Below are 25,545 nucleotides of genomic sequence, written 5' to 3'. Positions count from 1 at the left end.
GCCGGGCGGTGGCCGATCGTCAACGGCGTCGACAAGGACCTGCGGGCGAGTCGTGCCGGGCGGTTTGATCAGCGAATACGTGCCACCCTCGCGTTCGTCATGACGCTCCGGCCGGCGACTCAACCACGACCTGTGGCATCTGGACGAGTCCGGAGGACCGTCACTACCCTCCCCAGCATGACGCGGTACCTCGTCGTGCCCGGTCGGGGTGTCCCATTGCCCGACCACTGGTCGCGCAGTTGGGTCAGGGACTACCCGGGATACCAATGGGCGCCCGAACCGCCCGGGCCACCGTACGTCGCCGCCGAACGTGTCGCCGCGCTGCACGCTGCTATCAGTGCCGACGGTGAGCCGGCGATCCTCGTCGCGCACAGTGCGGGCTGTCTGACCGTCGCAGTGTGGGCTAGTCAGCACGTCGGTCCTGTGCGTGCCGCCCTGCTGGTCACGCCGCCGTACCTGGATCCGGACTGGATTCCCGACCCGCACGAGACGGTCGATGTCTTCATCGACCACGTGCCACGCGAGCCACTGCCCTTCCGCTCGATCCTGGTCGCCAGCCGCAACGACCCGAATACGACGTTCGAGCAGTTCGAGCAGTACGCGCGAGACTGGGGCTCGGAACTGTTCGACGCGGGCGCGGTCGGGCACCTGGACTCCAAGACCGGGTTCGGCGCGTGGCCCGACGGCGAGCGCCTGGTTCGATCATTGACCCAGCCGGTACAGCCTCAACACCGCTGACGCCACCGCAGTCGTGGACTTCGCACCGGTCAGGGGCTGGCCCGTTGCTCAGTGGCGGGACCTTGGTGGGGTCGGGCGGCGGTGTCGCACCCGCTGGCGTAGGACGGGGAGTCCGTCGCCGTGGCAACGCGTGAGTGCCTCCTGCCGTCCGGCCAGGGCCGAGGCGAGGTCGGCGGCGGAGGCGATCACGGTGGGTGGCTGGCCCGCTCCTCGGGTGTGCTCCCAGGGGATGTCGTCGGCGTGCAGGTGTAGGCCGGCGGCGCGGGCGCGGGCTGGGATGAACGGGTTTGGTATGTGTACCTCGGTGTTGAGTACGGCGGCGAGGACGTCGGGCGGGATGGCTGGTTCGCGGTGCAGCGCGGTGGTGATGTCGAGTTCGTGGATGACGTGGTCGCCGAGCAGGAGCCGGGGCGGGAAGAGACGACCGATGCCACGGGGTTTGCGGCTGGCTTGGGTGAACTCGGCCAGTAGTTCGGCCGGTGTGGTGCTCGCGGCCAGTTCGCGGGCGAGCGTGGCGTTGGCCCGGTTGAAGGATCCGCCGTGGCGGGCCATCGCCGTGAGCACCTGGTGTAATGGGATGGTCAGGCCTATCACGAGGTGGGCGAGAACGTCGTGGTTCGTCCAGCCGTCGCAGCGGCTGGGCTGTTCCCACTCGCGGTCGGTGAGCCCGGCCGCGAGGGCGGCGAAGCGTTCGTCGTTGCGGCGGCGCAGGTCACTGGTCGACATTTAGGTGCTCCATCAGGAAACGAGTCTGGTCGGCCAGCACGGTGGCGAGCATCGGCGGGTGGTAGACCTCGAAGTGGTCGGCGGCATAGTGGCGGGCGATGCCGCGGGGTGCCCGTGCGGCGACGAGTTCGGCGTGGCGCGGGTCCATCAGCGTTTCGTTGTCCGAGACGCAGACGAGCAGCGGTGCGGTGATGTGGCGGGCGTGGCGGGTCGCGGTCACCGTGGCCAGGCCGATCGCGTTGGCGGCGGCGATTCGGTTGTCGAAGATGGCGCCTGCTGGGGTGGTCGAGTTCCAGCCGTCGAGTGCGCCGGGGACGGTGACGACGGCGGTGGCTCCGGGCGCGGCGACGATCGGTACGTACCGTCGTTCCCGGCCGAGCAGGAACCGCGCCGCGTCGGCGAGGATCGCGGGGCTGAGCCGGGCCACCGCGCGTGGTCCGGATCGGGCGGCGGCGGCCGGCCCGTACACGATGGGGCACTGCACGACCACCGCGGCCAGGTCGTGGCGGGCGGCGGCGACGCGTAGCGCGTGCATCGCCCCGAGGCTGGTGCCCCACAGGCCGATTCGGTTGGCGTCGATGTCGTCGCGTGCACGCAGGTAGTCGAGCGCGCCGTGCACGTCGGCGCGGTGGCGGCGCATGCTGATGCGCTGCCGGGGTGATCCGCCGGAGGCTCCGGTGTGCCGGTAGTCGAAGGCGAGGGTGGCGATTCCCGCGGCGGCGAAGTGGTGTTCGTACTGGCTGAGCATCATGTCGTGGGTGGCGCCGAGGCCGTGTACGAGCACGACGGCCGGGTGCGGTCCAGGCCGGTTGGGCAGCGTGATCCAGGCTGCGCAGCGGGTGTCGTCGACGGTGAACGCAGTCGGCGAGGTTTCCAGGGTGGCGGTCATTGACTCCTCCTCTTACGCGTACGTTGTACGTGTAAGGTACGCTTGCATACGTACAACGTACGTGTCAAGGAGGTGTGATGGTCCGCGCACGCTATACGCTCGACGACATCCGGTCCGAGGCGTTACGCCTCGTCGATCGCGACGGTCTGGCAGCCCTCAACATGCGGTCATTGGCGACGGCGCTGGGCACCGGACCGATGACGCTCTACAACTACGTCCGAGACCGGGAAGGCCTGGAGGAACTGGTCGTGGACGCCGTGATCTCCGCCGTCGACCTACCGCAGCCCACATCCCACTGGCGGCACGACACCGTCCAGATCGCCACCGCGACCTGGCGGGCGGTACGCGCACACCCGGCCGCCATACCGCTCGTGCTCACCCGCCGGTCCACCTCTGCGGCCGGCTTCGCCCCGGCCGAGGCTCTCATCGCCGCGCTGCACCGCGCGGGGCTCAGCGACCGGGACCTGCTCGCGGCGTTCCGCGCCGTCCTCGGCCTCATCATGGGCAGCGCCCAGGCCGAACTCGCCGGCCCTCTCACCCCACCCGAGCCAACGGCGCAAGACACCGCTGCCCGCATCGGCGCACTCGCCGGGCGAGACTTCCCCCACATCGAGGCGCTTTCGCACGTCAGCCGGACATCTACCCCGGAAGCCGACTTCACACGCGGCTTGGAGATGCTCGTGGCTGGCATAGCGGCAGCATGAGAGACCTTACGTGCAGAGCCCGGGTCGAACGATCACGACCTGTGCCGAACGATCCTCGCCCAGCCGAGCCGGGGCATCCATGTGCGCCGTTGTCACGGTTACCGAAGATCCCGTTACCCAACCTGCCCGGCGAAGCGCCACTCGACCGATCCGCCCATGATCCAGTGCCCTCATCTCGACATGAGCGTGCGCCACTGCGCAGCGACCGCATCGACGAGGGCGTCACCTACCGTTACCTAAGCGCATCAGCTCAGCCTCGCGGTGGCCAGCAGAACGTGGCAGCACTGCCGACCGCCTTTGACAGCCCCGGCGACGATCAGATGTACGTCGACTACTCACTCGTCCGCCGCGCCCCGGACCTGTCCGCGCACCGAGGCGATGGTGACGACGGGCAGCCGGCTCAGCCGGGTGAAAACATCGGTGTACGGGTGCATGCCGCGCCGCTTCGAGCTTTCGGTCGCCATCGATGGACTGAACAAGTACTGAACGACGAATAAACTATCCGTCCAGAGTGACATGACACGATCTCTCCGATTCGGCGGCGCGTCGGGCACGGTGTCCGACAGGTGCGTTGTCACCGCCGTCGACGGAGAGGTGTGACCCGGAGATGCGAAATACGTATGCGCGAGGTGTGCTCGCCTGGATCGCCTCCTTGGTGACCATGGCGGCGTTCCTCGTAGCGGTACACCCGTCGGCTGCGAAAGCCGACCCATCGAGCCCGCACACGATCATCGACTGGGACGTGTCCGACCTTGACGACGACACGAACTACGGCCGCCAGATGGCGGCGCAAGCCTACGTCAACATGATCACCAACCTGCGCCGCATCGCGGGTCACGATCTCGTGAATCGGGTCGGTGAGACGACGGACCGGGGCCAGCGGGTGATCGAGGTCCGGGTCAGACGCAACGGAGCCCACAACCTGTCGATCTACCTCTGGGCCCGAAGCCTGTACGTCATTGGATTCTGGGCCCGTACTGCCGACGGACAGGTTGGACACCGATTCTTCAACGATCCCGCGGTGAACGCGGCCGCCGGCATCTTGCGGATCCCTCAGCCGCCACGGCTGCCATGGACTGGCAACTACGCGACGACTCCAGGCGGTTCGTACCGCGAGGACATGCGCTACACGGCGAAACATCTGAACGATGCGATTTACACTCTCGAAGGCATGCCGGCCCAGTTGAACGGAAGCAACGAACAGCGGACCCATCTCGCTCAGGAGATGATTCGCCTGATCGGTGCTGTGGCAGAGGCGGCCCGCTTCGGCGCGATCGAGAACTTTGTCTATTACCGCATCCGGGATCGGGGCGATATCGGCCTCGGCACCACAAACCGTGAGCTTGAGAATAACTGGGCTCGCCTCTCGGACTGGGTTCTGGACATCGTCGACAACCCCACAACCGCGCCGGTGTACCTGCTCGGACGATACTTCTACACCGTGGCGGGCCTCGTGGAAGTGCTCCACTACCTGATGATCCGGAACCCGAGCACCAAGTAACCGGGATCTTCGCCGGACGTCGGCAAGCAGCGGCAGGATGCTCAAGCCGGCAGCGGGGGAGCCGGCTTTGTCAGCGGGGCGCAACCGCGCCCCGCTGATGCCGGTGTACGTGCCACCGGATCATGCGTACTCAGCCCTGCTCCTCCTCTGTCCCGACCTCTGTCTTCGCTGCGGCGGCGTGCTCACTTGGTGCCGAATCGCGAGCGCGACGGCCAGCGGGTGGTCAGGTCGTCGCGGGACGTCTAAACCGCCCGCAGTCGGCGGCGGACCGATGGGTCGTGGACCCAGCCGACGAAGCGGGCTTCGGCCTGTTCGGGGGACAGGTCGGGCAGGGCCGCCGTTGCCTTGTCGCGGAAGCCGCCCATCACCTCGGCGAGCCGGGGCTGGTTTCCCCGGTAGAGGGACCACATCCGGCGGCGGAACACCTGGCAGGGCCATTCCTCGGCGTCGTCCTTGCAGTGCCAGTCATCACCCGGTCGGTGCGGGGCGCCCATCGGGTCGCCATCGTCTGGGTCGTGTTCCACGCTCTCTCCGTTCACAGCAGGTGCACCCGCTCGGTGCTGCGGTCGGGGTTTCGTACGGTGAGGGTTCCCCCGCCCCGTTCCATCAGGTCGAGGACCAGGTCGAAGACGACCAACGCCCGGTTGATCGTGTCCGTTTTCGTGTCCCGTGTGCGGGTGCACGCGGAGCCGAGCGCGTCGACCGCGCGCGGCACCAGGTTGACCGTCACCTTCGTCAGCGCCGACCGGTCCGGCTCAACCACGACGGGCACCGATCCCGATCACAAAGGTGGGGGCTCCGCCCGTGCCCTCGTCAACGGCATCCTGTCTACTCACGACTCCCTATCCCTTTCACCGTCTCCGGCGTCGGCCCGCGTATCGGTGCCCGCGACCTTCGGAAGGGCCTGGAGGAACTCGATCGCGCGATCCATGTACGGGCCAATCCGTAGTGGGTGCAGTGCAGGCAGACCGGCCGCCAGAGGGGTCCTCGGCGGTGGCGCTTCACCTCCGCGCGAGCGATCCACGCCAACGTGTCGATGCTCAGTTCCCCACTCATCGGTCAGGCCGTCCTCGGTACGGGCCGCTCGATGTCCGCCAGGACACGGCGACGGATCGCGTATTCCGCCTCGGGCAGCTCGGGCTTCCCCATCGGCTTCTCGACGCCGCGTACGGTCACCCACTCGGTGTCGTACGCCCCGGCGTCCATCGCCACGTGCGTCACCCGCAGATGGAGATCACCCATGCTGTCCTCGTACGCGGGAACCTCGCTCCGGCGGTAGTCACCCGCCTCGGCGTTGATGACATCACCCACCCGTACGAGCGCACTACCGATCATCACGGCCGCCGTTCCGAGGCGCGGTAGCCCGAGCGCTGCCCGAACGTGAGCACCGGCCCCAGGTCCGCCGTCGACTCACCGACCCGCGACGAGCGGGCAAAGGTGGACGATGACCAGACGAGTGGCTGCGGTGCGGCAGCCCCGAGGGACCACGGCCAGACACAGCCCCACCAACGGCGAACCAGGAACATCGCGATACCTCCTTCTTATCGAGAGCACCCCGAGCGCCGGAGCTGGACCCTCCCGGTCCAGCCGAACCTCGACCTCCGAGGAGGTAGAAGCGCAAGCGACACATGCCGGGGCGGGGCAGCGGTCCGAACATCAGGGGAGCGGGACGAGTAGGCCCGGTGGTTCGGGGGAGATGCGGACCCAGCACTCGGCGTGCTCGCCGCAGGTGGGGCAGCGTCCGTCGGGGTCGGGGGAGTGGGCCCTGGCCAGGTCATACGTGCTGACAAGAACATCAACCGAGGTGTACGGCGCCGCCTGCTCGTCGGTGCGGATCCAGCCGACGAAGCGGTTGTGCAGCCAGCCGCTCGGCACGTGCCGCAGGTCCTCGGCCGCGACGACGAAGTACTGACCCAGGTAGAGCCCGAGCGACACCCGACTGCCCGCGAACTCGGCCCGCAGCTCCCGCCGCCGACTCGCACACGGCCAGTCCCCACCACACCCCGAGCACACCCACGTACGCGGCACCGGATTATGCGTACTCACCTCTGCTCCTCCTCTGTCCCGACCTCTGTTTTCGCTGCTCATCGCGCGGCCAAGCTCACGGACGATCGCGGCCACCCGTACCAGAAGTTCGATGCACGGAGTCGTGCAGTCGGACGGCTCCCACGCGCACCCCGGGGCGTGCCCGGTCACCCACACCTCGTCCGACCGAACGTGCACGCGGTCCAGGTGAACCCGCGCCACGACGACATCGACCCGTGCGCTCGCCGGCAGATCGCGGCAATGCGACCACTCGCCCGACTCAAGCCGAAGTACGGTCCCGACCGGCACTTTTGGCAGCCCAGCGGGCGTAGTCATGACCGGCGCCCGTACCCGAGACGGAACCGGCAACCTCGGTTGCTACGCAGCCGCGCGAGCGTCATGTCCTCGGCATTCAGTGGCGATTCCGGCTGCACGTCCTGCGGCGCGCTCGGCGCCGAGGTCGGACCGTGGTGTCGGTGCTGGTAACCGGCGCGCTCCGGATACTGCGTCGCGGGACCGATCCCGTCGTCCTCCGGCTCGCACGGTCCGCTGAACCACCGCCACCTGCCCACTCAGGACCGTCCGCGCATGTCGGCCGACACCTGTTGTCCGACGTGACTCAGCGGGCACTGTTGCCCCTGGCCAACCTGCTGGTTCTGTTCGTTCGCCACCCGTTCGCCTCCTTGCGATGGAGGCACGGCGGCCGGGACATGCTTCCCCTCACCGACCGCCGCACCCGCTCCGGTGGACACGGCGAACTGGCGCAATGGGGTGCGCCAGTTCGCCGTGTCCGGACTGGGTAGGGGCGTCGCGACCGAGTGGGATCGTTGCTGATGGCCGAGAATCCGACACCCCTTCGCGTCCTGTCCGCCGTGACAACTTGTCGGACAGGACGTAACTTGAGGTTAGGATTGGTGTGAGCGCAGCCACAAGGCCATCACCGTACGTATTGTTGTTCGTACAGGACGACCGGATCGGAAGCTCTGATGACCGTGACCCTGTTCAGCCGCGTCGCAGACGACCTGCGGCGCGATGTTGTCCAGATGTCGGCCGGGCAGAAGCTGCCCAGCGAACACGACCTCACCAAGCGCTACAAGGTCTCCCGACAAACCGTCAGGACTGCCCTGCAAACCCTTGCCCGGGAAGGACTGATCGTCTCGACCCAGGGTCAAGGGTGGTCCACTCGCGACCAGCGAACCTTGGACTGGGTGGCCTCCGAGCCGGAGCGGAACACTCGCATCGACAGGTCGCCGGCCGACACCTGGTCTAACGGGATCCGAGCGCAGGGACGCGAACCGAACGAGGTGATCACCACCGAGACGATCCTCGCCTCCGGCCGCATCGCGGACTTCCTCGAAGTACCCGAGGGTGAGCCGGTGACCGTTCGCCGACGACTGCGGTACGTCGACCGGCAGTTGCACACAACTTCGGACAGCTACTACCCGCGCTCCCTTGTAGCCGGAACAGCGATCGAGCTTCCGGCCGACGTGCTGCCCGGCACATATGCGATCCTGGAAGCGGCTGGTCATGGTTGGACGACCTGGCGCGACACACTCAGGTCCCGGCCACCCACAGCCGCCGAGCTTGACCTGTTCGGGCTCGACCCCGGCGTCGCGGTCACCGAACACACCAGGATCCGCAGGGCCGAAGACGGCAAGGTCGTCGCGGTGTCGGTTACCGCACTACCCGGCGACCGCAACGAGATCATCTACGAAGGGACGGCGTGATGGCTACGCAAACGATGCTGGGCGTGCTGGCGGTCGAAGAAGTTCCGGTCTACGACTCCGCATACCGGACCGACATGGCCGCGCGCATTATGTACCAGCCGACCGGGGTGCCCCTGCGTAACGACGGGATCTTCCGTCACTGGATGCTCCGGGGCGAGACGTACCGCCTAGAGCACGACGGCACCGGCTGGCGAGTCCACAACGATCTGTTCGGCCGACACGAATACCGCCTTGTCGATGCACAGGACGCCCAGCATGTTGGTCGGCTCCCCCTGGTCGATGGGGAGCTGACCTTGAATGCGGGAACCATCTACGAGATCCGTACGGATGAGCCGATGGGCCTGTGGAGCGTGTACTCACGCTAAATCGCTCGGGACTCGATCGCCGTTTTGACCCCATCCGAGCTGAAAGCACTGCTCATGTCGATCTCGTATATACAGCTCACCGGGCAGTCGGCCGCTCTGTGGTTTGAAGGGGTAGCAGACCTCTACGCGACCGTTTATTCCGAGGCGCCGTACGAGGAAGGCCCCGAGCAGGTGGACGTGTTTCGATCCAAGTTGCCGGAGGAGCTGTCGCGGCCTGGCTTCGAGCTGGTGGTCGCAGTCGAGGACGAATCGGTCTTCGGGGCCGCCTACGGATGGACAATGCCAGCGGGGACCTGGTGGTCCAGCGCCGACCGGGAGCCGCCACCGAACCTCCTGGATTCCGACAAGTTTGCGCTCATGGAGTGGATCGTCCACCCAAGTAGGAGGGGTCAAGGTGTGGGTGCAGAACTCATCCAACGCCTGATCGACGGACGGCCGGAGTCCTGGGCGATCCTGGCGTCTGATCCACGATCAGCGGCGCGGAGCATGTATGAACGTGCAGGGTGGCGCGATGTCGGCAGAACAGCGCTGCCGTGGGGACCGGCGATGCATCTTCTGGCTCTCCTCCTGCCGTCGCGTGACAGGTAGAGGGAACGGATTGAATCAGGAGGATGTCGCCGGGTTGCGGCAGCGGGCCGAATATCAGGAGAGCGGGATGAGGAAGCCAAGGCGTTCCGATGCGTGATGAGGAGGTGGAACGTCAGGTGTCCCTGCGGCTGGATCGCCAGGCCATCCTGACGAGCGACGCGCCGCCAATGCTCCGGATGGTCGTTGATGAGGCTGCTGTACGCCGGCTCGTCGGCGGTGCCGAAGTGATTCGTGGTCAGATCGCACACCTACTGGAGATGAGCCGCAAGAGCAACATCCAGATCCAGCTACTGCCCTACCCGGCAGGTGTCGGGTACGACGGCAGCTTCGTCATTCTCGATTTCCCGGCTCTGCCCGCACCGTACCCTGACGCGACCGACGACAGCATGGTGTACGTCGATACCTCGACGGGCGCCCTCTAGATGGACCATGACCGGGAGGTCTAGGCGTACCGGGCGGCACACGAACAGCTCCAGGCTCAAGCGCTGGGCGCTGTCGCCACCCGAGAAGCCCTGCGTAAGATCGCCGAGGAGTTGGCGATGTAGGGGGCCGGCATGGCAGTGTGGCGCAAGAGCACGCGTTCGGGTTCATCGGGCGACTGCGTGGAGGTCGCGGATGATCTCCCGGAGCTTATTCGCGTGCGCGACAGCAAAAACGTCGGTGGCCAAGTGCTTGCATTCAGTAAATTCACTTGGCGCGAGTTCACCGAAGGTATCAAGCGCGGCGAGTTCCGCTGATTCTGAATCTTGATCTACGTCCTGGGCGGCCCGGTCCCTATCAGCGGTCCGCCGACGTCACCCGACCCGGCGACAACACCCCCGGATCATGCGTACGACAGGGGCAGTAAATCATGCCGGGCCGGGCGACCGAGTAGTTTCCGGCTGGGGACGTTCAAAAGGTAACGGGCAGCGGCGGACCGTCTCGGACCGGGCGCTTATCGCCAACGCACCGAGGATGCCGCGTCGTCCATCGGTCCCATCGTTGCCTGGATGGTGTGGTATCCGGTGGACGACCCGGCGAATTCCGGATGCTCGTAGAAGTTCCCCTCGCAGTTGGAGAAGCCCGAGTGAGAGGAGATCGTGTCGTTCAACCCCCAGTTCCCCAGGTTCGGCTGCTGCACGTCCACGTCCGGGAGGTCCCCACTCCGGCGACGGGTGAGCCGTCCGGCTTCACCATGGAATTCAGTTCTTGGGCCAATTCCTGGCTGGCCAGGGCTGCCCTGGCATCGGCCGGGGCGTTCGTGACGTGTCCGTCGGTGGCATCCAGAACTGCCTGGGTGAAGGTGTCGTGGCAGCTCACGACACCGCTGGTGAGGTCTCCGACGCAGTGTCGGCCACCGGGGGTTCCATTGGCGTGGGCGGGTACGGCGACCATGGCGAGAGCCAGGGCGGTCGTCGCCGCGACGGTGAGAAGCGTGGTTATCTTGCGCACCGAGCTTTTCCTGTCCGATTTTGCGGAGCCACCAAGGATCGTGGCAACGATTGGTTTCTCCTCGGCTTCGAGTCGTCCTGCTCTTGTCCTCCCTCCTCTGGCATCACCACCGTCAATCGTCTTGTGCGCCATCCGTTTCCAGGGTGCCCGGCTGCCGTCCGGATGTCGTTGACACCCGTCGACAGCTACTTGACGAAACGGAAACCTGATCCACAAGATATCGTTTAGCCCGCGCGACGGCCAACCTACGGCCGAGGGTGCGAGCGCGGCGGCAGGAGCGAGATGTGGTGGTCGTTGAGGGTCGGGCGCGTCTCGGAAACGTGATGGTCGGCGAGGGCCGGGCGCGTCTCGGAAACGTGGTTGTCGGCGACGACGGGGGCAGCGATTCCGGATAGAAGTGCTGCGGCGATGGCGCCGATTGTGACGATGCGTCGCGTGTGCATGTTCGTCCTCCTGGTAGACGTCGTGGTGACTGAGTTTCACTTTGTCATGCGTAGGATTCGGTGTCGTTGGCGAGGACTGCACAGTCTCTTGACAATCCGTCTACTCGTCGGGCGCCGGGAGTCAACGGCAGTCTTCCGGGCGGGTTGCTCGCTGCCTTCCCTGGGCCCTGCGGTGTCGGGGCAACTATGTGCAGGCTCAGGCGTGTCGAGGGCTGCCGTTGGCCACCACGACGGCTGCCTGATCTAGCCACGGCCAACGTTGTGTTCACGGCACTCGCCCGAGCATGACCCGGGAGAGCATCCGGTCGCCGTTCCGTGCAGGCAGTCCGTCGATCTATTCGAGGAGGTGGCGAAGACATGGACATGACCGCGCCAAGTGGCGGAAACTGATCCACTCGTCGTCTAGTGGCGGGTCATCGTCATCGTGTTCAAGACCCCGCCCAACGGGCAGCTCACCGATTTCCAACAGCAGTTCAACCACGCCCACAACCGGCTACGCGCGATCGGTGAACGCGGGAAAAGCCTGCTCAAGATGACCTTCAAAGCACTCCGCAACGTCAGCCTGTGTCCCTGGAAGATCGGAGACATCGTCGCCGCTGTCCTGGTCATCCTTCACAACGAGCATGGGCGAACCACCTGAAGGGGCTACTACACAAAGTTGCAGACCGTTACTCGGGAACCTTCAGTGCATTTGATCTTCACGCCGAGATCGAGTTCGCCGACCTGCTCGGCGGCCGTCGCGGCAAGGACCTCGACGCCTGGATGAGCGCCGTCGATGCTTCTACTCCAAGCCTTACAAGTCAGACACCATCACGACGTTGCCGGGGCCCTGTTGGCCACCCGGGGCGAGTCGGCAATGCGTCCAACGGTCAAATTTTGCGGGGACAGTCGTCAATGTTGTGATAGGCATGGAACAGTACAAGGATCGGCGACGGGGGCTGATGGTGGTCGATACAACCGTGTTCCGGACCGAAGATGTTCCCAGGGTCGACCGGTTCGGGCTCTGGTGTGAACGAATGAGTCACTTGATGGCCCCGATGAAGATGACCAGCGACCACGCGGCCGACTTCCGTGCGCAGGCGCGCATCCTGCCACTCGGCGCCACTCAGGTGTGGCCCACGACGGTTCAGCCGATGCAGTTCCGGCGCACCCCGAGACTGGTCCGGCAGTCTGCCCCCGAGCTGTACCACCTCTCGCTCGTCCTCGACGGGGCGATCGACGTCACCCAGGCCGGCGAGCATGCCCTACACCGCCGACACGACCTGTACGTCGTCGACATGTCCCGGGCCCTCGACTGTCACCTGGTCGGCGACCGACCCGTCAACGCGATCGGGATCGAGATCCCCAAGTCCCTGTTACCGCTGCCCGAGCGTGAGGTGGAAAAGCTCCTGGCCCGGCGGTTGCCGGGCGAGCGCGGGCTCGGGGCGCTGGTGCTGGGACTCGCCACCCGACTGAGCCAGGAGGCCGACACCTACCGCCCCGCCGACGGACCTCGCCTGGGTGCGGTCCTGGTCGACCTGGTGTCGGCGCTGCTCGCCCACACGCTCGACGCCGAACGGGCACTTCCCCCGGACACACACCGCCGAGCCCTGATCCTGCGGATTCGGGCGTTCATCCAGCAACACCTCCAAGACCCGGACCTGACCCCTGGCGGCATCGCGGCCGCGCACCACGTCTCCGTCAGCTACCTGCACCGGCTGTTCGAGACGGAGGAGGTCACTGTCGCCGCGTGGATTCGCCAGCAGCGCCTGGAGCGGACCCGCCGCGACCTCACCGACCCCGCTCTGCTGGGCACTCCGATCCACGAGATCGCCGGTCGGTGGGGCTTCACCGATGCCGCAGTTTTCAGTCGCATCTTCCGTTCCGCGTACGGCATCCCGCCGCGAGACTTCCGTAGCCGGCACGCACAACCAAGGATTCAGCAGTGAGCCGAGCCCCTGCTGGGTTCTTCGGCAGGCCTCGGTGCAAGTAGAGCGTGATCTTGCGGTGATGAGTCGCAAACTAGAAAGCCAAAGTCCGCGTCCGGCCATCGTTGAGACTCTTGGGGCGTCGGTGCGCGACTTTCTGGCCAAGGCTGCCGGTGCTGCTGCCGCTGCCGGTCTCCTGGAGATTCCTTGGCCGTAGTTGGTCTCGCGTCTCGAACTGCTGGATCCATCGGCGAACGGCTGAGGGCTCCTGCCGGCTCCCGGTACGGGAGTCGGCAGGAGCCCTGTGTGCGTACTGCTGGTGGTGCTGGGGTGGTTAGCCGAAGGCGCGGGCCTGCCAGCCGACCACCTGGTCAGCGGGGAGTGCCGTCGGGAAGATGGCTACCCGGTCGAGTTCACCGGTCAGTCGCTGGCCGCCGTCCTGGTCTGCGGCGAATCGCAGCTCACGGGTGGCGCAGCCGATGATGCCGCCGTCCGGGACCTTCGCCGTGCCGGCCACCTGGCCGTCGACGTAGACCGTGATCGCACCGTCGTCGGCCATAGTGATGACCAGGTCGAGGAACCGGCCGGTGGGCAGCGTCGCCGTGGTGGTCACGCCGTTGCCGGCGCCGATGAAGCGGACCTGGTTGCTCGGCGTCAGGTCGATCAGCACCCCGTCGGTGCCGGGGTTGCCGCCCGGCTGGAAGTCGAACAGTCGGCGGTAGCTGCCGGTCGTCGTCACCTTCACCTCGGCCGCGAACGTGGCCGTGTTCAGGTATCCCAGGGTGGTCGGGGTCGTACGCAGGTAACGGGTGCCGTTGAGCGCCAGCGCGCTGCCGGTGGGGCCGGCGGCGACGTACCCGGCTCCGGTCTGGACCGTCGCGGTACGCCCGTTGGGGGAGCGGTCCGCGATGGTGTCACCCGAGGTCGGGTCCCAGGCGACGAGCGGGCGGGTCTGGTTCGGCACGTCGCACGGCGGCGGAACCGGCAGGGCGATCGTGGTGCTGGCGGTGGCCCGCCAGTCATCGTTGATCAGTCGTGCTTCGATCCGGTTCGGGCCCGCCTCGGCCTCCCGAGTCGGGGCGACCGTGAAGGCGTAGGCCTGCTGGTCACCGGGGCGGAGCTTCGGCGTGGCGATCTGGCCGGGGCGTACGGTCCAGCCCTCCGGCACGGCGAGCTTGACCGTCGAGGCTGGCACGGTGGCCGTACCCGAAGCCTTGACCGCGACCGTGACCTGCGCGGTCTGGCCGACCTCCAGGGTTTCCGGGGCGGTGATCGCCAGGTCGACCTGGGCGGTCGCGATGTAGGTGTGACCCTTGACGGCGTCGAACGTGATCTTCTCGCCGCCACCGGTGGTGGTGATCTTCCGTCCGCTGGCCGCGTCCACCAGGGTGTACGGGCCGGTGAACATCGAGTTGCGCAGGCTGACCTTGCCGGCGCGGCCGGTGGTCACCTTGATCTCGTCGGCGGCACCGCCGGACCAGCGTACGTCCACGGTGTTGTCGCCCTGGGCCCGCAGGCCGGTGACGGAGCCGTTGGCCCACTTGCTCGGCAGCGCCGGCAGGACCTGGATCTCACCGGTTTGGCTCTGCAACAGCATCTCGGCCATGCCGGAGGTGGCACCGAAGTTGCCGTCGATCTGGAACGGCGGGTGGGTGTCCCACAGGTTGGCGAGGGTGCTGCCCTTGAGCTGCTCGCTCAGCATCTTGTGCGAGTGGTCGCCGTCGAGCAGCCGGGCCCAGAAGTTGATTTTCCAGGCCTTGCTCCAGCCGGTGCCACCGTCGCCACGGGCGGTCAGCGAGACCTTGGCGGCCTCGGCGATCTCCGGGTTCTTGGTCGGCGAGATCTGCGAGCCCGGGTGCAGGGCGAACAGGTGCGACACGTGCCGGTGGGTGTCGGTCGGGCTGTCCAGGTCGAGCTTCCACTCCTGGAGCTGACCCCACGAGCCGACCCGGATGCCCGGGTCGAGGTTCGCCAGGGTGGCCTTGACCTCGTTGCGGAAGGTGCCGTCGCCGCCGACGATGCCGGCCGCCTCGATCGTGTTGGTGAACAGGTCCCAGACGATCTGCTGCGACATCGACGCACCGGCGGTGAAGTCACCGTTCTCCGGCGAGTAGCTGGGGGAGACGACCAGCTTGCCGTCGCGCGGGTCGACGATCAGCTCGTCCATCCAGAACTGGGCCAGCTCCTTCATCATCGGGTACGCCCGCTCACGCAGGAATTTTTCGTCCTTGGTGAACTCGTAGTGATCCCAGTACGACTGCGCCAGCCAGGCGCCCGCCTCCGGGAACCAGAACGACTGCGGGTAGTTGTGCAGGCCGGTGAAGCCCCACGGGTTGGTCTCGTTGTTGACCACCCAGCCCCGGTTGCCGTAGATCTGCTGGGCGGTGACCTTGCCCGGTGCCACCATCGAGTCGACGTAGTCGAACAGCGGGGCGGTGGTCTCGGAGAGGTTGGTGACCTCCGCCGGCCAGTAGTTCATCTGGAGGTTGATGTTGACGTGGTAGTCGGCGTCCCACGGCGGGTTGGTGGAGTTGTTCCACACGCCCTGGAGGTTCGCCGGCAGCGAGCCGCCGCGCGACGAGGCGACGAGCAGGTAGCGGCCGTACTGGAAGAAGAGGCTCTCCAACGCCCGGTCCGCCGCCGCGTTGCCCTTGTCGTAGTTGCGCAGCAGGTCGTCGGTCGGGATGTTCGGCATCACCTGGCCGAGGTCGAGGTTGACCCGGTCGAAGAGGGCCTTGTAGTCGGCCTGGTGGGCGGCGAGCAGATCCGCGTACGACTTCGCCGACGCGGTGTCGACCCGGCCGGTGACCGCCGCGTGCGGGTCGGTGCCCCGGTAGGTCGGGTAGACCCCGGCGTAGTCGGTGCCGGCGGCGAGAACCAGGGTGGCCGAGTTGGCGCCGGCCACGGTGACCGTGCCGTCGGTGCCGTCGGTACGCGTGCCGCCGTCGTTGTTGACCTGGATCTGCGACTCGTACTTGAGCTTGTTGTCGTTCAGGGTGCCCGAGAAGGTGATCCGGCCGCCGGCGGCGGTGGTCGTCTTCGAGCGGTTGTTCGCCGCGGTCACGCCGGCGGTGAAGCCGACCTTGCCGGGCTGGTCGGCGCTGAGCTTGACCACCAGCACGTTGTCCGGGTTGCTGGCGAAATACTCGCGGGTGTAGCGGACACCCTCGTCGACGTAGGAGACCTTGGCGACGGCGGTGCCGATGTTCAGCTCGCGACGATATTCCTGGACCGTGCCCGGGTCCTCGGTCAGCCGCAGCGACAGGTCACCGAAGCTCTGGTAGGAGCCGAAGCTGCTCTTCGGCTGGCCGAGCTTGTTCGCCACCTCCTGCGGGGAGATGCGCCCGTTCTGGTTGATCAGGGCCTGGATGTCGGCGATCGCGTTCGGCCGGGGCGAGGTCCAGTTGCCGAAGTTGTAACCGGGCGCGCCCGGTCCGCCGGTCCACAGGGTCTTCTCGTTGAACTGCACGGTCTCGTTCGCGACCCGGCCGAAGACCATGCCGCCGAGCGCGCCGTTACCGATCGGCAGCGCCTGGGTTTCCCAGTCGGCGGCGGGTTCGTCGTACCAGAGGGTCAGCGGGTCGGCGCCGGCCGCGAGCGGCGCGGTGTCGGGGGCCGCGAGCGGCGTCGGCCCGGCAAAGGCGGGCACGGGTACGGCAACCGCCGCGGCAAGCACGCCAGCGAGCATCGTACGGGGGAGAAGTCTTCTTCTTCGGGGGTGGAGTGTCAACGGGGTCTCCGGAATCATCCGAGGTACATGGTGGTGGTGCGCATGTCTTGGTGGATAAAAGCGGACTAATGACAGTAAGGTGCCCGACAGGCATCGGATGTTTAATCGGCAGGTTACGGATTGAACATCGAGGAAACAAGACCCACCCCGACCCGATCGGTAAGGTCCACACTCGACGTCACTCCGGACACCCGCAACCGGTGGCAGGATTCGCGGCATGTTCCGCGAAATGACCATCCCGTCCGTCTTCCGGCGCAACGTCACCGAAGTGTGGGGTGACGACGGGCAGCGCTGGCTCGGCGAGCTGCCGTCACTGGTCACGGCCGTCGCCCACGACTGGGACCTCGACGTCGGCGACCCGTACACCCTGAGTTTCAACTGGGTCGCCCCGGTCCGGCGCGGTGACGGGTCGGCTGCCGTACTGAAACTCGGGGTGCCCGGATCCGACCACCTCTTCGACGAGGCGGCGGCGCTGACCTGCTTCGCCGGCCGGGGTGCCGTACGCCTGCTCGACCGCGACCCGGAACGGGGAGCGCTGCTGCTGGAACAGGCCACACCGGGGGAGCCGGCCCGGGTGTTCGTACCCGATCGGGACGAGGAGGCGACGGCCGTCTTCGTCGCGCTGACCCGGCGACTGCACCAACCCGCGCCGGCCGACTGCGCGCTGCCCGAACTGGTCAGTCGGGGTGAGGCGTTCGCCGCCCACCTGCGGCGGTATCCGGACGACCGGGTGCTGCCCCGGAGCCTGGTCGAGCGGGCCGGGCGGCTCTTCGACGAGCTGTGCGCCAGCGCCACCGAAAGGGTCGTACTCCACGGCGACCTGCACCACGACAACATCCTGCGGGCCGACCGGGAACCGTGGCTCGCCATCGACCCGCACGGCGTCGTCGGCGACCCCGGCTCCGAGATCGGCGCGTGGCTCTACAACCCGGACCCGGACCGCCGCGACGACAACCTGCTCAGGCTCGTCCCGGCCCGGATCGAACAGCTCGCCGACGGCCTGGCGATGCCGGTGGAACGGGTCGTGGCCTGGGGATTCGCGCTCTGCATGCTCTCCGAGGTGTGGGACGCCGAGGGCGGCACCGCAGGCGGCGGGCGGGCCCTCGACGTCGCCCGGCAACTCCTGCCCCGACTCTAGGAACGGGGCGATGCGCTTGTTCCGGGCGCCGTCGAGCGTCAGCCGAGGCCGCGTTTGCGGGGCGTCCAGAACGGTTTGACGACCACCGCCGTACGGGGCCAGCCGCGTTCGGCGACGAGGTGACGGCGTACCGCCTGGCAGGCGCGGGCCGCACCCGCGAGGTAGGCCGTACCGGGCTCGGCGGGAAGGTCGAGCGCGCGCACGGCGGCGACGAGCCCGTCCGCCCCACCCCCCCCGGACCCCCCGGAACTCCTCGGCACGGGGCAGCGTCAGCCACCCCGTTGATCTAGGGCAAATACGTGTGATTGGAGATTCACTAACACGTATTTGCCCTAGATCGCGAGCAGGTCTGGGCGTGCTGGAGGGGGCCGGGTGGGGCGGTTGCGGAGCAGGTCGTGGAGCACGCGATGTCCTGCTCGTTGCCGTTCGAGGAGTGCCCGCACGTGTGGGAGGGATCGCTGCCCTCATGCCGCCGCCGCCCTGATTCGGTCCGGCAATTTTTCGCCGCCTCCAGCAGCCGCTACCCACGAGCCGCTCACCTGCGATTCGGCAGTGGCTCAGGGCAATGAATCACCCCGGTCCGGCTCCGTTGCCGGAAACAGTTTCCGCAGGTCAGAGCGAACATGAACACGTTGTTCGCGTTTGTCGGGGCACCGGTTCGCGGGTGAGGATGGGGCACCTTCGAGGCAGAGGAGGAATCCGTGACGATCCTGGTGACCGGTGCCACCGGAAACGTGGGCCGCCTGGTGGTCGCGCGACTGGTCGAGGAGGGCGAGCGGGTACGCGTACTGACCCGAACCCCTCAGGCGGCCCACTTTCCCGACGGTGTCGAGGTGGTTCGCGGCGACCTCGACGAGCCACAGACGTTGACGACCGCCCTGGAGCACGTCGACCGCATGTACCTCTTTCCGGTCGCCAAGACCGCACGGGAGGTGGTCGGACTGGCGAAGCGGGCCGGCGTACGGCGGATCGTGGTCCTCTCCTCCGGTGCGGTCACCGGCGGCTACGACACCGACTTCCACCTCCCCGTGGAGCAGGCGGTGGAGGAATCCGGTCTGGAGTGGACCCACGTACGGCCGGGTGAGTTCATGCTCAACAAGCTCTGGCTGTGGGGACCGTCGATCCGGACCGAGAGCATCGTCCGCGAACCCTTCCCCGACGTGGCGTGGTGTCCGGTGCACGAGTGCGACATCGCCGACGTCGCCGCCGCCGCGCTCCTGGAGGACCGGCACCACGGCAGGGCGTACGACCTGAACGGGCCGGAACTGATCAACCGGCGCGACCAGGCGGGTGCCATCGCGGCGGCGCTCGGTCGTGACATCCGGCTGGAGGTGGTGACCCCCGAGCAGGCGCGGGAGATCTACCGGCGGCAGGGCGGCTTCGCCGCGGACAACGCCGACTTCCTGCTCGGCTTCGAGACCTACTCCGGCGACGAGTCCGACCCGGCATCGATCAACGATCTGGACCTCGGTCCCCTCGAATCACTACCCACGGCGGAGCAGGTGACCGGGCGCCCAGCGCGGACGTTCGCGCAGTGGGCGCACGACCACGCCGCGGACTTCCGGTGAGCGCGTCCGATCAACCCCGGCCCCGCAGCTCGTCAGCGCCGACGCGTCGGCGGCCTGACCCGTACCCGCTCCTGCTCGGGCCGGCTCTCGATGTCGCCGAGCTGCTCGTGGATGGTCTGCCGCAGGTCGTCGTAGTTGTCGAACCGGTGGTCCTGGAAGAGTGTGTAGCCGGTCCACATCAGGTTGGCGCAGACCCGGGGCGGCACCTCGCCGGTCGCCGCACCCATCCCGACCAGCGCCACCGAGGAGATGCTGCCCGGCGTCCGTTGGTTCTGGAGGTGGATGGCCTGGAACGCGGCGGCGCAGGCCAGCGCGACGTTCAGCGTCTCACTGACGTTCTCCGCCGACTGCACCATGGTCGGCGTCGAGATCAGGAACGTCGGGTTCTCCGCCCCGGACGGTACGCAGACGGCACTGCCGACCGGCAGCACACCGCCGAACTGGTCCCGGATCGCCCGCTGCACCCGGAGCTGGATGCCGGCGCCAAGGTGCCGGCGGATCGCCGCGTCGACCCCGCCGTCCATCCGCCCCAGCGAGTTGGTCGGGCTGACCCAGGCGTCGACCTGCTGGTTCAGGATCGATCCCCGGCTGATCCGTACCTCGGGGGTGTCGGCGAACGCGGCCCGCCACGCCTGCACCACCCTCGTGTTGACGTCCGTCAGCACCACGTTGAGCAGCGGCTTCGCCTGTTCGGCAGTCATGGCTTCACTCCTGTTGCGGCAAGGGAACTTCCAGCGGCCACGGAAGCTACCAAGCCACTGCGACAGTCCCGTTTGGTCGGTGGTGTGCTCTACCTTCTCGGTGTCCGTCGGACATCCCCTCGACCGCCGCCCGTGCCACAGCCGGCACGGCCCGCCGATCCCGGAGCACACCATGAGCGACCCGACCGCCCCCACCACGCCGGGCCCGGACGACCCGCTGGCGCTCGCCGAACTCTTCACCAACGGCGGCGAGCCCTGGTTGCCGCTGTTGAAGCCGGTCATCGAGGCGCAGCCGGCCGCGGCGACGTTCATCGGTCCGGGGCGCGGCCCGAGCGTCGTACCGGTCCGGGAGCTGACCTTCCAGGCACTCAAGCCACACCCGCCGGAGAAATGGAAGGTCGTCGTCTTCGGTCAGAACCCGTACCCGAGACCGGAGAGCGCCACCGGCATCGCGATGTTCGACAACACCTTCCACAACTGGTCGGACAGCCAGTTCGGCCGGGTGGTCAGCATCCGCTGCATCATCAAGGCGGCGGCGATGTGGAAGTACGACATCCCGAAGAAGACCCCGATCGCCGACATCCGCGCGCTGTTGAAGCAGCACGACACCGTGCAGCCGCCGGAGTGGTTCCAGGCGATGCTCACCCAGGGCGTACTGCTGCTCAACGCGGCACTGACCGCGAGCAGCGACGGTGCGATGGCCACCGACCAGCACACCGCGTTCTGGCGGCCGGTCGTCGAACGGCTCGTCGAGGAGATCCTCAAGGCCAAGCAGAACGCCGACGAAGCCGACCGGGGCGTGGTCTTCGCCTGGTGGGGCGCGCACGCCCGCACCCTGAAAAGCCTCGTGCTCCGGCTGGAGAAGAAGTACCCGGACGTGCGGGTCCGGCACATCGACCACCCCAACCCGGCGGCACAGGGCGACATCTTCTGCGACAACGACCACTTCGCCATGGTGAACGCGGCGCTCGCCGGGCTCGGCGCCGACGAGATCGACTGGCTGCCGAGCAAGGGATGGAGCACGAACACCGCCCGGACCGGCGGGGTGCCGGCGGACACGGCCGACCGGATGGGCGCGTTCATCACCTCGACGATGGAGCTGCACCAGCTCTACCTCGAACGACTCGCCAGCGTCAAGGACGAGGGCCTGGTCCTGCCGGCGATCACCGGCGTGTTCGACACGCCGCTGATGGACTTCCGCGAGGCGGTCGCCCCGGTGGCCAAGCTGCTCTCCGGGCTCGACTGGCACGTGGAGCAGTCACACCGGTTCGGCACCACGCAGACCGAGTCCGGCGACGCGGGCCTCTCCGCCGACGAGGCCGCCGCCGTGTACCTCTACACCTGCGAGTCGGCCTTCTACCGGCAGATCAACGCCACCCTGCGTCACCCCGACCGGAGTCAGGTGGTGCCGTACCTGCCGTACCTGCGGCTGCTCTTCTCCGCCCTGGACCGGCTGCCGGCCCGGATCGAGCCACTGTGGCGCGGGGTGTCACTGGACCTGCGGTCGCAGTATCCGGTCGGCCGGACCGTGACCTGGTGGGGCGTCTCCTCCTGTACGTCGAAGCTCAGCGTCGCCCAGGCGTTCCTCGGCTACCGGGGCCGGCGAACCCTCTTCGAGGTGCAGCCCGACCGGGCAGTCGGCATCCGCCGCTACTCCGCGTTCACCGGTGAGGAGGAGTTCCTGCTCGTCCCCGGCACGCAGCTCAAGGTGACCGAGGTGATCTCGGAGCGCGGGGGGCTGTGCACCGTGCGGCTGACCGAGTTGGCCAACGAGCGCCTGGTGGCCTGACCGGTCGCCGCCGGGAGGTGTCGGAGCGTGGGAGACTGTCCGGGCCACCGCCAGGCGACGCGGCGAGGAGACATTGCCGGTGCTGCTGGACAACCTGCTCACGGAAACATCCGACGACTCCGACGCGCTGGTCGTCGCCGGGCGCACGCTGGCCCGGCACGACCTGGTCGGCTGGGCCACCGCCGTCGCCGACGACCTCCACGGCGCGGGAGCGGTCGCGGTGCACGCCACCCCGACCGTCGAAACCGTCGTCGGCGTCCTCGCCGGGCTGATCGCCGGGGTGCCGGTGGTGCCGCTGCCGCCGGACTCCGGCCCCGACGAACTCGTCCACCTGCTCCGCGACTCGCGCGCCGACCTGGTCCTCGCCGAACAACCCGACCTGCTCGACAGCCTGACCACCGGCGGGCGGGGTGCCCTGCCCGCCGGGGCACCCCGTCCGGCGGTGCTGCCGATCGGACGGATCACCCGGTCGCACACCCGCCACCCGGAGCCGCCGCCGGAGTCGACCGCGCTGGTGCTCTACACCAGCGGCACCACCGGCCCGCCGAAGGGCGCCCTGATCAGCCGGGCCGCGATCGCCGCCGACCTTGACGCGCTCGCCGACGCCTGGCAGTGGACCCCGGACGACACGCTGGTGCACGGGCTGCCGCTGTTCCACGTACACGGGCTGGTGCTCGGGGTGCTCGGGCCGCTGCGGCTCGGCTCCCGGCTGGTCCACACCGGTCGACCCACCCCACAGGCGTACGCGGCAGCCGGGGGCAGCCTCTACTTCGGCGTACCGACGGTCTGGTCCCGGGTCAGCGCCGACGAGACCGCCGCTAAGGCCCTGCGCCGGGCCCGACTCCTGGTCTCCGGCAGTGCCGCCCTGCCGGTGCCGGTCTTCCACCGGCTCGCCGCCCTCGCCGGGCAACCGCCGCTGGAGCGGTACGGGATGACCGAAACCCTGATCACCGTCAGTGGTCGGGCGGCCGGTGAACGGCGACCCGGTCAGGTCGGCCTGCCGGTCACCGGCGTACGGACCCGGCTCGTCGACGACAACGGCACGATCCTGCCGCCCGACGGCGAGTCCATCGGCGAGCTCCAGGTCAGCGGGGCGACCCTGTTCGACGGCTACCTGCGCGACGGGAAACCGGAACCGCAGGTCACCGCAGACGGCTGGTTCGCCACCGGGGACGTGGCGGTGATCGGGCCGGACGGGTGGCACCGGATCGTCGGCCGGGCCTCCACTGACCTGATCAAGAGCGGCGGTTACCGGATCGGTGCCGGCGAGGTGGAGGATGCCCTGCTGGCGCACCCGGCGGTCGCCGAGGCGGCGGTGGTCGGCACCCCGCACGCCGACCTCGGCGAGCAGGTCACCGCGTACGTGGTCGCGGACGGGGTGAACGGGCAGCAGCTCATCGACTTCGTGGCCGGGCGGTTGTCCGTGCACAAGCGTCCGCGTCAGGTGCACCTGGTGGACCGGTTGCCCCGCAACGCCATGGGCAAGGTCGCCAAGAAGCTGCTCGGCACGAGCTGACCGGGATCGCGCGGACGGTGGCGAACCTGCCGCCGGTCGTACGGGAAAGCGTTTCTAGCATGGTTACCGGCTGTCCACCCGATCCGTGGTGGACGGCGTCCGGGCCGCGACTCTTGGGATCGACATTCATGGTAGACACCGGCATCGACGACGATCTGTGGCTGCGACCGATCTTCCCGCCGACCGAGTACGCGGCCCGGGTCGCGCGCGGGGAAGCGTTCGAGCGGGGCGACTGCGTGGTGCAGCCGGACTGGAAGCTCAGCCAGATCACCCGCCGTCGTCCGTCGGGCATCACCGCCCACCAGTGGAGTTCCGCGATCCGTACCCAGTTCGCGTTCGTGGTCGGTGACCAGCGCAGCGTCGCGCCCACCGTCGCCGTCGACCTGGGCGCGACCGTCGGCCGTGGTCCGGACGCCGGCCGGGAGGACAGGATGACCAACGCCGTCTGCGCGGCCGTCGGCCTGCCGCTGCTGCGGATCGAGTCGCCGACGCTGCGCGGGGCCGGCACCGGGCGCCGGATCCTCGACTACGTGCTCGACGCCCGCGCGTTCCGGGACGCCGGTGGCCCGGACGAGGCCGAGCCGGCGGGGGACGGGCCGCAGACCTACCGGGACATCATCGGCCGCCTCCCCGACGGTCGCAGCGGGTACGTCAACGACCTCGGTGCCGTCGCCCGCTCGGCGGCCGTCGACGCGTACGCGAGCCGGCAGGTGTTCGACCCGATCATCCGCAGCCTGCACGTGACCTGGGCGGACGGTCCGGCCGAGGGCTGGGCCTGGCTGGAGGTGCGCGCCGACGAGTTCTTCTTCGAACGGGTCCGGGTCTGGCAGCACGGCTTCTCCTGCGGTGTGGACCCGGGCAGGTTCGCCGAGGACCTGGCCGCGGCGGCGATCGGCGAGCAGCTCAAGCGGCTCGGCGGCGACGATCCCGTGCTGTACGCCCGCGACGGGCTCGGCCGGGAGCTGACCGAGCTGCGGTTGCGCCAGGACGAGATGGTGGGAGACTTCGCCTTCGCGCACATCTCGTTCGACCAGCCGGTCGACGTCCAGCGGTAGCGGCGGTGTCACCCGTCGTCGCCGTCGCGCCCCGACACCGTGCGGGCCGCCTGGAGCAGGGCGGTGAGGGCGGGGTGGTCACGCCGGTCGGGGAGCCAGACCAGGGCGGCGGTGGACATCGGCAGGTCGGTGACGTCGACGTAGGCGATACCGGGACGCGGGTAGAGATGGCGGGCCGCGGCGGGGAGGAACGTGATGCCCCGGCCCCGGGCGACGGCCAGCAGCATCGCCTCGATGTCGCCGACCGGCGGACCGAAACGCACCGGGCTGCCGTCCGGACGGGGGTTGACGACCCAGTGGTCCCACCACGAGCGGGGCACCCCGGGCGGGACGTCGACGACCAGGTGCTCGGCCAGTTGGGCCAGGGTGAGCGGTGCCCGGTCCACCAGCGGGTCGTCGGCGCTCAGGCAGGCGACCCTGGGCTCGGTGGCAAGGTGCAGGCTCCGGAAACCGGGTGGCAGCGGGGGCCGCAGGAACGCGGCGTCGATCTCCCCGTGGGTGAGGGCGTCGACCTGTTCGACAAAGTCGACGGCCTGTAGTTCGACGGTGATCGCCGGATGTCGGGCGGACAGTTCGGCGAGAATGGCGGTCGTGTACGGCATGGACGCCTCACCACCGATCGCTCCGATCTTCAGATGACCCCGGGCCTCCCGCGCGTAGGACGCGGCGAGGCGTTGCAGACGGGTCATCGACGCCACCAGGTCGCGTGCCTCCGGCACCAGGGCGTGACCGGCCGCCGTCAGGTCCACCCGGCGGGAGGACCGCCGCAACAGGTCGACTCCGAGCCGGTGCTCCAGCGCCCGGATCTGCTGGCTGAGCGCGGGCTGGGTCAGGAACAGGCGCCGGGCGGCGCGGCCGAAATGCAGCTCCTCGGCCAGCACCAGGAACAGTCGCAGTTGGTGGCCGCTGGGTTCGCGGGAGCCGGGCCGGATCCGAGCGGGCTCCCGTCCACCATTGTCGACGCCGGCGCGATTCATAGCGATTAATCTATCAATTAGCTCCCA

The 25,545-nt window shown here is 68.2% G+C and carries 28 protein-coding genes and 1 pseudogene; 15 read left to right on the top strand and 14 right to left on the bottom strand.

The features are described 5' to 3' along the window. The first annotated feature begins 99 nt into the window (after positions 1-99). Positions 100-738: an RBBP9/YdeN family alpha/beta hydrolase gene (locus ACZ6QQ_RS28235; protein ID WP_465880388.1), complete on the top strand. Its 639-nt coding sequence runs from the start codon at positions 100-102 to the stop codon at positions 736-738. Between the two features lie 48 nt (positions 739-786). Here ACZ6QQ_RS28235 and ACZ6QQ_RS28230 read toward each other — a convergent pair whose 3' ends face one another. Together ACZ6QQ_RS28230 and ACZ6QQ_RS28225 are read right to left on the bottom strand one after the other, a co-directional pair. Then, positions 787-1,464 (bottom strand): maleylpyruvate isomerase family mycothiol-dependent enzyme, encoded by a 678-nt coding sequence (locus ACZ6QQ_RS28230; protein WP_465880386.1) that lies wholly within the window; start codon positions 1,462-1,464, stop codon positions 787-789. Continuing rightward, on the bottom strand, positions 1,451-2,353 hold the full coding sequence (locus ACZ6QQ_RS28225) for an alpha/beta hydrolase (protein ID WP_465880384.1): 903 nt from the start codon (positions 2,351-2,353) through the stop codon (positions 1,451-1,453). The genes ACZ6QQ_RS28230 and ACZ6QQ_RS28225 overlap by 14 nt, the downstream gene beginning before the upstream one ends. 77 nt (positions 2,354-2,430) lie before the next feature. Between ACZ6QQ_RS28225 and ACZ6QQ_RS28220 the strand changes: the two genes are divergently transcribed. Beyond that, complete coding sequence (locus ACZ6QQ_RS28220) at positions 2,431-3,057, top strand: TetR/AcrR family transcriptional regulator C-terminal domain-containing protein (protein ID WP_465880382.1); 627 nt, start codon at positions 2,431-2,433, stop codon at positions 3,055-3,057. A 335-nt stretch (positions 3,058-3,392) separates the two neighbouring features. Here ACZ6QQ_RS28220 and ACZ6QQ_RS28215 read toward each other — a convergent pair whose 3' ends face one another. Then, complete coding sequence (locus ACZ6QQ_RS28215; RefSeq protein WP_465880381.1) at positions 3,393-3,521, bottom strand: hypothetical protein; 129 nt, start codon at positions 3,519-3,521, stop codon at positions 3,393-3,395. Positions 3,522-3,688: 167 nt separating this feature from the next. Here ACZ6QQ_RS28215 and ACZ6QQ_RS28210 point away from each other — a divergent pair, with 167 nt between their 5' ends. After that, positions 3,689-4,558: a ribosome-inactivating family protein gene (locus ACZ6QQ_RS28210; RefSeq protein WP_465880380.1), complete on the top strand. Its 870-nt coding sequence runs from the start codon at positions 3,689-3,691 to the stop codon at positions 4,556-4,558. Positions 4,559-4,800: 242 nt separating this feature from the next. On the opposite strand, the gene ACZ6QQ_RS28205 is transcribed toward ACZ6QQ_RS28210, so the two are convergent. The 5 genes from ACZ6QQ_RS28205 to ACZ6QQ_RS28185 all read right to left on the bottom strand — a co-directional run bounded on the left by ACZ6QQ_RS28205 (position 4,801) and on the right by ACZ6QQ_RS28185 (position 6,604). Beyond that, positions 4,801-5,082, bottom strand: a complete 282-nt coding sequence (locus tag ACZ6QQ_RS28205) for a hypothetical protein (RefSeq protein ID WP_465880378.1) — start codon at positions 5,080-5,082, stop codon at positions 4,801-4,803. Positions 5,083-5,093: 11 nt separating this feature from the next. Further along, positions 5,094-5,330, bottom strand: a complete 237-nt coding sequence (locus ACZ6QQ_RS28200; protein WP_465880377.1) for a hypothetical protein — start codon at positions 5,328-5,330, stop codon at positions 5,094-5,096. A 287-nt stretch (positions 5,331-5,617) separates the two neighbouring features. Beyond that, positions 5,618-5,869 (bottom strand): hypothetical protein, encoded by a 252-nt coding sequence (locus tag ACZ6QQ_RS28195; protein ID WP_465880375.1) that lies wholly within the window; start codon positions 5,867-5,869, stop codon positions 5,618-5,620. Between the two features lie 23 nt (positions 5,870-5,892). Then, positions 5,893-6,084 carry a hypothetical protein gene (locus ACZ6QQ_RS28190; RefSeq protein WP_465880374.1) on the bottom strand — a complete coding sequence of 64 codons (192 nt, stop codon included), beginning with the start codon at positions 6,082-6,084 and terminating at the stop codon, positions 5,893-5,895. Positions 6,085-6,214: 130 nt separating this feature from the next. Next, positions 6,215-6,604, bottom strand: a complete 390-nt coding sequence (locus tag ACZ6QQ_RS28185) for a hypothetical protein (protein WP_465880373.1) — start codon at positions 6,602-6,604, stop codon at positions 6,215-6,217. Between the two features lie 965 nt (positions 6,605-7,569). Between ACZ6QQ_RS28185 and ACZ6QQ_RS28180 the strand changes: the two genes are divergently transcribed. From ACZ6QQ_RS28180 to ACZ6QQ_RS28160, 5 genes are all read left to right on the top strand, one after another. Beyond that, a complete protein-coding gene (locus ACZ6QQ_RS28180) occupies positions 7,570-8,310 on the top strand; it encodes a GntR family transcriptional regulator (RefSeq protein ID WP_465880371.1) in 741 nt (246 codons plus the stop codon). Further along, complete coding sequence (locus ACZ6QQ_RS28175; protein WP_465880370.1) at positions 8,310-8,675, top strand: hypothetical protein; 366 nt, start codon at positions 8,310-8,312, stop codon at positions 8,673-8,675. The genes ACZ6QQ_RS28180 and ACZ6QQ_RS28175 overlap by 1 nt, the downstream gene beginning before the upstream one ends. A 54-nt stretch (positions 8,676-8,729) precedes the next feature. Beyond that, positions 8,730-9,263, top strand: a complete 534-nt coding sequence (locus ACZ6QQ_RS28170; RefSeq protein ID WP_465880369.1) for a GNAT family N-acetyltransferase — start codon at positions 8,730-8,732, stop codon at positions 9,261-9,263. A gap of 89 nt (positions 9,264-9,352) precedes the next feature. Next, a complete protein-coding gene (locus ACZ6QQ_RS28165; RefSeq protein ID WP_465880368.1) occupies positions 9,353-9,685 on the top strand; it encodes a DUF5753 domain-containing protein in 333 nt (110 codons plus the stop codon). A 132-nt stretch (positions 9,686-9,817) separates the two neighbouring features. Then, entirely contained in the window at positions 9,818-10,000 is a 183-nt protein-coding gene (locus tag ACZ6QQ_RS28160) for a DUF397 domain-containing protein (protein WP_465880367.1), read from the top strand. A 349-nt stretch (positions 10,001-10,349) separates the two neighbouring features. On the opposite strand, the gene ACZ6QQ_RS28155 is transcribed toward ACZ6QQ_RS28160, so the two are convergent. Both ACZ6QQ_RS28155 and ACZ6QQ_RS28150 read right to left on the bottom strand, forming a co-directional pair. Then, positions 10,350-10,826 (bottom strand): hypothetical protein, encoded by a 477-nt coding sequence (locus ACZ6QQ_RS28155; RefSeq protein WP_465880366.1) that lies wholly within the window; start codon positions 10,824-10,826, stop codon positions 10,350-10,352. A 113-nt stretch (positions 10,827-10,939) separates the two neighbouring features. Further along, the gene (locus ACZ6QQ_RS28150; RefSeq protein ID WP_465880364.1) at positions 10,940-11,137 is read right to left on the bottom strand and encodes a hypothetical protein; all 198 of its coding nucleotides are present in this window, start codon (positions 11,135-11,137) and stop codon (positions 10,940-10,942) included. A 415-nt stretch (positions 11,138-11,552) separates the two neighbouring features. Between ACZ6QQ_RS28150 and ACZ6QQ_RS28145 the strand changes: the two are divergent. Together ACZ6QQ_RS28145 and ACZ6QQ_RS28140 are read left to right on the top strand one after the other, a co-directional pair. After that, positions 11,553-11,777, top strand: a pseudogene (locus tag ACZ6QQ_RS28145) (transposase family protein); the annotation flags it as partial. Between the two features lie 376 nt (positions 11,778-12,153). After that, on the top strand, positions 12,154-13,065 hold the full coding sequence (locus tag ACZ6QQ_RS28140; protein ID WP_465880363.1) for an AraC-like ligand-binding domain-containing protein: 912 nt from the start codon (positions 12,154-12,156) through the stop codon (positions 13,063-13,065). A 313-nt stretch (positions 13,066-13,378) separates the two neighbouring features. Here ACZ6QQ_RS28140 and ACZ6QQ_RS28135 read toward each other — a convergent pair whose 3' ends face one another. Beyond that, a complete protein-coding gene (locus ACZ6QQ_RS28135) occupies positions 13,379-16,720 on the bottom strand; it encodes a glycosyl hydrolase family 95 catalytic domain-containing protein (RefSeq protein WP_465880362.1) in 3,342 nt (1,113 codons plus the stop codon). Positions 16,721-17,003: 283 nt separating this feature from the next. Here ACZ6QQ_RS28135 and ACZ6QQ_RS28130 point away from each other — a divergent pair, with 283 nt between their 5' ends. Further along, positions 17,004-17,912, top strand: coding sequence for an aminoglycoside phosphotransferase family protein (locus ACZ6QQ_RS28130; RefSeq protein ID WP_465880361.1), 909 nt, complete (start codon positions 17,004-17,006; stop codon positions 17,910-17,912). Positions 17,913-17,950: 38 nt separating this feature from the next. Here ACZ6QQ_RS28130 and ACZ6QQ_RS28125 read toward each other — a convergent pair whose 3' ends face one another. Further along, entirely contained in the window at positions 17,951-18,172 is a 222-nt protein-coding gene (locus tag ACZ6QQ_RS28125) for an SIP domain-containing protein (RefSeq protein ID WP_465880359.1), read from the bottom strand. Between the two features lie 441 nt (positions 18,173-18,613). Between ACZ6QQ_RS28125 and ACZ6QQ_RS28120 the strand changes: the two genes are divergently transcribed. Then, a complete protein-coding gene (locus ACZ6QQ_RS28120) occupies positions 18,614-19,480 on the top strand; it encodes an SDR family oxidoreductase (protein WP_465880358.1) in 867 nt (288 codons plus the stop codon). A 32-nt stretch (positions 19,481-19,512) separates the two neighbouring features. Here the strand turns inward: ACZ6QQ_RS28120 and ACZ6QQ_RS28115 are convergent, their stop codons facing one another. Further along, entirely contained in the window at positions 19,513-20,181 is a 669-nt protein-coding gene (locus ACZ6QQ_RS28115) for a macro domain-containing protein (RefSeq protein ID WP_465880357.1), read from the bottom strand. Positions 20,182-20,353: 172 nt separating this feature from the next. On the opposite strand from ACZ6QQ_RS28115, the gene ACZ6QQ_RS28110 reads away from it, so the two are divergent. The 3 genes from ACZ6QQ_RS28110 to ACZ6QQ_RS28100 all read left to right on the top strand — a co-directional run bounded on the left by ACZ6QQ_RS28110 (position 20,354) and on the right by ACZ6QQ_RS28100 (position 24,541). Beyond that, positions 20,354-21,970 carry an ADP-ribosyltransferase domain-containing protein gene (locus ACZ6QQ_RS28110; protein ID WP_465880356.1) on the top strand — a complete coding sequence of 539 codons (1,617 nt, stop codon included), beginning with the start codon at positions 20,354-20,356 and terminating at the stop codon, positions 21,968-21,970. A gap of 79 nt (positions 21,971-22,049) precedes the next feature. Next, positions 22,050-23,486, top strand: a complete 1,437-nt coding sequence (locus tag ACZ6QQ_RS28105; protein WP_465880355.1) for an acyl-CoA synthetase — start codon at positions 22,050-22,052, stop codon at positions 23,484-23,486. 128 nt (positions 23,487-23,614) lie between these two features. Then, entirely contained in the window at positions 23,615-24,541 is a 927-nt protein-coding gene (locus tag ACZ6QQ_RS28100) for a DUF2726 domain-containing protein (protein ID WP_465880354.1), read from the top strand. An 8-nt stretch (positions 24,542-24,549) separates the two neighbouring features. On the opposite strand, the gene ACZ6QQ_RS28095 is transcribed toward ACZ6QQ_RS28100, so the two are convergent. Next, on the bottom strand, positions 24,550-25,518 hold the full coding sequence (locus ACZ6QQ_RS28095) for a LysR family transcriptional regulator (RefSeq protein ID WP_465880353.1): 969 nt from the start codon (positions 25,516-25,518) through the stop codon (positions 24,550-24,552). Positions 25,519-25,545: the final 27 nt, after the last annotated feature.

It is taken from the genome of Micromonospora sp. NPDC049529 (assembly GCF_055586685.1).
The sequence above is the reverse complement of the archived record's forward strand: the minus strand, read 5'-3'. Positions and strand labels throughout refer to the sequence as shown.